At 44.5% G+C, this 4,905-nt stretch carries 2 protein-coding genes, 1 rRNA gene and 1 pseudogene; all 4 read right to left on the bottom strand.

The annotated features are described in order from the left end of the window. A pseudogene (locus GCWU000325_RS12250) lies at nt 1-194 on the bottom strand (transposase); the annotation flags it as partial. A 221-nt stretch (nt 195-415) separates the two neighbouring features. After that, nucleotides 416-2,563, bottom strand: a complete 2,148-nt coding sequence (locus GCWU000325_RS06080; protein ID WP_006255407.1) for a M3 family metallopeptidase — start codon at nt 2,561-2,563, stop codon at nt 416-418. Between the two features lie 369 nt (nt 2,564-2,932). Beyond that, nucleotides 2,933-3,994: an OmpA family protein gene (locus GCWU000325_RS06075; RefSeq protein WP_040599653.1), complete on the bottom strand. Its 1,062-nt coding sequence runs from the start codon at nt 3,992-3,994 to the stop codon at nt 2,933-2,935. A 758-nt stretch (nt 3,995-4,752) separates the two neighbouring features. Continuing rightward, a 5S ribosomal RNA gene (gene rrf / locus GCWU000325_RS06070) occupies nt 4,753-4,864 on the bottom strand. Between the last annotated feature and the right edge of the window lie 41 nt (nt 4,865-4,905).

Below are 4,905 nucleotides of genomic sequence, written 5' to 3'. Positions count from 1 at the left end.
GAGTGTATCGGGGATATCTTCTTTTTCATAAGATATGCTACTGACGAGACGTCGGGTGAGCCATATTCGGTATAAATACGATGGAATGTACTTAAAGGGATACCGTGACGAGAAGAGAACTCATGCAAGGTTAAACCACTTGTTACATACTGATGTAATAACAGTATTTTCTCTGATTCATTGTAATGAGACATAAATTTTTACTCCTTTGTGATTGAGAAAGTGTCAACTTATTCAGTACACTACAACTCCCACCTACGCTAAAAGGCGAGAATATTAGGAGGCAAGTCGGCAACATATAGAGGCGAATGCGCAGTTTGGGGCGACCGGAAGGGACGTTAAAGAAGCAACTCTTCGCTCCTACCCGCCTTATTGATAAAAGGAGGGAGGGCGAAGAGCTTAAGGGATTGCCGGTTTATAAACCACGCGCTTTCAGCAAACTCTTAGCATCGGGCGCTGAAAGGCCTGTAAAGTCGGAAAATATAAACATCAGGTCGCGCGTATTGCCACGACTGAGTACCTTCGCACGGAAGGCATCGCCAACAGCCCGCGTCAGCGCACCGTGCTTCTCAAAATAGTCGGCCACGTTCACAGCCAATACTTCGCTCCACAAATAACTATAATAGCCGGCAGCATAACCGCCACCCCAGATGTGGTTGAAATAGGACGTAGAATAACGGGGCGGGATCTGCGTATTGAGTAAGCCGATCTCTTTCAGCACCTTCATCTCAAACTGCTGCGCCTCCTCGGCCGTAGGGATTTCAGCTGAAGAAAGGCAATGCCAAGCCATATCAACGCAGGTAGCAGCCAAGTTCTCTCCAAGGGCATAGGCCGAATGGAAATTGAGAGAGCCGAGCATCTTATCTCTCAATGCATCTGGCATCGCCTCGCCCGTCTTATAATGACGGGCATAGTGGTTGAACACTTCCGGTATGCAGGCAAACGACTCGTTGAACTGTGAGGGCATCTCGACGAAGTCGCGTGATACGGAGGTGCCGCTAAGCGTATTGTACGTGCAATTGGAAAGCATGCCGTGCAGGGCGTGTCCAAACTCGTGGAACATTGTCTGCGTTTCATCCCACGTAAGGAGCGTAGGTTGACCTTCGGGGGCTTTGGCATAATTGCAGACATTATAGATGAGAGGCAACTGCTTACGGTCGCCGCTCTGCTTTAAGAAAGCACTCATCCAAGCGCCACCACGCTTCGTCGGTCGACGAAAGTAGTCGCAATAAAAGAGCGCCATTTGCTTGCCGTTCTCATCAAGCACATCGAAGACCTTCATATCCTTGTGATACGTTGGCAGATCCGTTCGCTCGCGGAAGTTTAAGCCGTATACGCGATGGGCTGCATAGAAGATACCGTTCACGAGAACGGAGTCCAAATTGAAATAGGGCTTCACATCATCGTCACTAAAACTATATTGCGCTTTCTTCATCTTTGCGGAATAGAAAAAGCGATCGTAGGGCTGCAAATGGAAGTCGGTACCTTCAGTCTGCCTTGCATAATCTTCGATAGCTTTTGTCTCGGCTTCAGCCTTTGGTTGGTAAGCCGCAATGAGCTGGCGCAAAAAGGCATAAGCATTGGCCGTATTCTTAGCCATCGTATTCTCCAGCGAATAAGAAGCATAATCTTTGAAACCCATCAGTTCGGCTTTCTCTGCCCGCAGACGCGCAATCTCCACAACAATCGGAAAAGCATTGTATGCGCCCGTACCATCTGTGCGGTGGATAGATGCATTGTAGACGCGCTCGCGTAAGGCTCTATTTTCAAGACTGGCAAGAATGGGTTGCTGCGTGGTGTTGGTAATGACAATGCAGTAAGTCGCCTTGCCGCCACGTCCCTCGGCATCTTTCTTACACTGGGCAATGGCAGCTTCACTCAAGCCGGCAAGTTCATTCACGTCGTTGACCCAAACAGTCGCCTCATTGCCTGCCTTCGGGAGCATATTGCCGAAGTCTTGTTGGAGTTTTGCCAAGCGGTTGTTAATCTCCTGCATACGCGCCATCTTCTCCTTAGGAAGCAGTGCGCCGGCATGTGTAAAACTCTTATAGATTTCTTCCAAAAGTTTTTTATCCTCGCCTTTGAGTTGGTTTAACTCATGGTCGTAGACGTATTTAATACGCTGAAAAAACTTTTGGTTGAACTTTATTTCGCTTTCAAAGTCGGTCATCATCGGAATAACTGCTGCTTCTGCTTTTTCCAAGTCGGGCGTCTTGTCGGCCTCGGTCACGCAGAAGAAAATGCCTGTTACGCGATTCAGCATCTGTCCGCTCCGCTCATAAGCGAGTATCGTATTAGCAAATGTTGGCTTCTGCTGATTATCGGTAATTTGTTTTATCTCCCTTCTTTGCTCTGCAATAGCTGCTTGGATGGCCGGAAGATAGTCTTCGCCCTTAATCTTACTAAAGTCGGGCGTATTGTAGGGTAATGTACTTGGTTTCATAAGTGAATTAACCGTTGGAGCGGCTTTCTTTCCTTGCGATTTTCGGGTCTGCGCCTGCGTTATAAGCGTAGCACAAGCGAGCCCTGCCACTAGGAGCACATGTTTGAGTTGTATATTCATATATCTTTTATATAGGGTTATGCTTGCTTCCTCTCTTCTTATACTTTGCTTTCTCTATCTAAATTGATGGTGCGAACTTACATAAAATCTTCGGATTATATGGGAACTTCATCCAAATGTTTAAACGACTTTAGCCTTGCAACTTAAGGTTTAGCGGCATCTGAAGCATACTTTTACAAACACATCTTTCTACCTCCGCTATGATTTCTTTCAAATCTTTATCTCTGCGGTTAAACGCAAAAGTTTATGATAATATCATCACAAAAGCCGGTTACTGTACCAATCAGTATCAGATAAGAGAATACAAAAAGCGGGGACAGTTCACAATGGAACTGTCCCCGTATGAATTGCTATAATGCTAGGCAGAGCTTACTGTACGTAAACCACAGCCAGGCGGTTAGAAGTAACGCCTTGAACTCCCTTGCCAGTAGCTTCGTCGATAATTACACCACGCTCTTTGAGGTAATTAGCAACAACGTCTGCACGTGATTGAGAAAGACGATCGTTGAATGCCTTGGAGCCTTCAGGAGATGCTGTACCAACAACTTGTACGTGAGAGCCAGCCTTTATTGAATTGAGCGCTTTCTTTGCATCATTAGTTAAGAAATGCTTACCTTGAGCGAAAGTGACGAACACGAGGTTCTCTACACTAATTTTTTGCGTAGAAACAGTCGGAACTTCTTTAATAACTTCCTTAACGACTTCCTTAACAACCTCTTTCGGTTTAGCTTCAAGCTCAGCGCGGAGAGAGTTGATCTCATCGTTCAAAGCACCGATATCATACTTCTTAAAGTTATGTGTGCCGTTTGAAGTCTTAAACTTGTAGTTCAAACCTACGAATAAGCCTAACTGAGCAGCAGATCTATCGAAGTGAATAGCATCGCCCGGGCCCGGTGTAAGATTCCATAATACGGCCGGTTCAGCATAAAACTGAAAAGCCTTCTTTGAACCAAGGTTCCAAGCAAACATCAAACCAGTCTTAGCGCTTAATTCGGTATCATCACCTACATTGTGTGTGGCGATCAAGTAAGGATCACCAAACACGATTTGGTAACCGATACCAGCTTCTGCGATAAGCTCGAATTTCTTCTCAGGCTTGTAATCCATGAAAAGATTAGTCAAGTTGACTGTACCATTTAAGCCGAAGTTAACGATACGTGCAATTGTATGGCTATCAGCCATACCGTGGTCACCAAAGTTAACAAGACCTTCAAGATTAGCACCATAAACAGGGCTAAAGTTCTTGCCAAGTTTCACACCAGCCCAAGTATTGAGCGGGGCAATGTTCTTAAGTGTGAACGGAGTCGTAACGCCACCTTCAACACCAAGATAGACATTGTCTAAAAACTTTGCTTTTTGATAAGCAATCTGTGCTTGTGTGCTACCGATGCCAAGTGCCAGCATCGAAAGAGTAAATAAAAGCTTTCTCATAATTTTTTTGTATTGTTGCTCTAAATTATTTCCGTTGTTTTTTCTAATAGCTGCTGCAAAGTTAATCATTTCTTCTATCAACTCCCAATATTTTTAACTTAAAATACTGGGAAATAATTTTTTCCCTACAAAAAAAAGGAAATTATACTCTCGAAATGGCAATTCTGCCTCCAAAACATGATAATAACGGAGATAATTCACTTACAAAGAAACAGTAAACAGAAAGCATTCACTGATAAAGTTTTCAAAATAAAGATATAAAGGGAGCGAAACTATCCAAAGCCGCTACAGGCAGATCTAAAAAGAGGACTGGCAATTCAGAGAAGACCAATATGGTATTTCGTCATACAACTATCATTCACTAAGAACCGTTTCACATGGCTCGCAATCCAAGGCATAAACTTGATTAAGTGGAATAGACTTCGCACAAAATGAAGGCGGAAGGCTTAAGAAAACCATCTTTCCGAATGGGCATCAGATGCAGATGATTTAAGTCAAATTGTTTACCGCGTAGGATTAAACACCTTACAGCACAGAAAAGAACCCCCGGGCTCTATCCGCCCAAGAAGATAACTACCCGACAAACAAAATACTATAAAAAGGGAGCAAAGCTAATCTGCGGCACAAGATGCTTAGCCGACAACCGAAAGGAGCGCAAACGCAGTCGGAATGGATAAGACAATAAAACAAGCATACGGGTAAGTATACATAAAAAGATCCGTCTCCGGTCGTGTGAACCTGGAAACGGATCTTAATAAAATAGGCAGCTACCTACTCTCCCACCTAATCGGCAGTACCATCGGCGTAGACGGGCTTAACTTCTCTGTTCGGGATGGGAAGAGGTGGAACACCGTCGCTTTGGCCACCTGAATAATTCAAACATATTCAAGCGTACAACAACAAACAAAACT

This window comes from Alloprevotella tannerae ATCC 51259, from assembly GCF_000159995.1.
Lineage (GTDB): Bacteria > Bacteroidota > Bacteroidia > Bacteroidales > Bacteroidaceae > Alloprevotella > Alloprevotella tannerae.
This window is presented reverse-complemented; position numbering and strand designations above follow the sequence as displayed.

Bases quoted from the DNA above. Each gene is read 5' to 3' on its own strand.
- GCWU000325_RS06075 (WP_040599653.1), bottom strand. From the start codon at position 3,994: ATGAGAAAGCTTTTATTTACTCTTTCGATGCTGGCACTTGGCATCGGT.
- GCWU000325_RS06080 (WP_006255407.1), bottom strand. From the start codon at position 2,563: ATGAATATACAACTCAAACATGTGCTCCTAGTGGCAGGGCTCGCTTGT.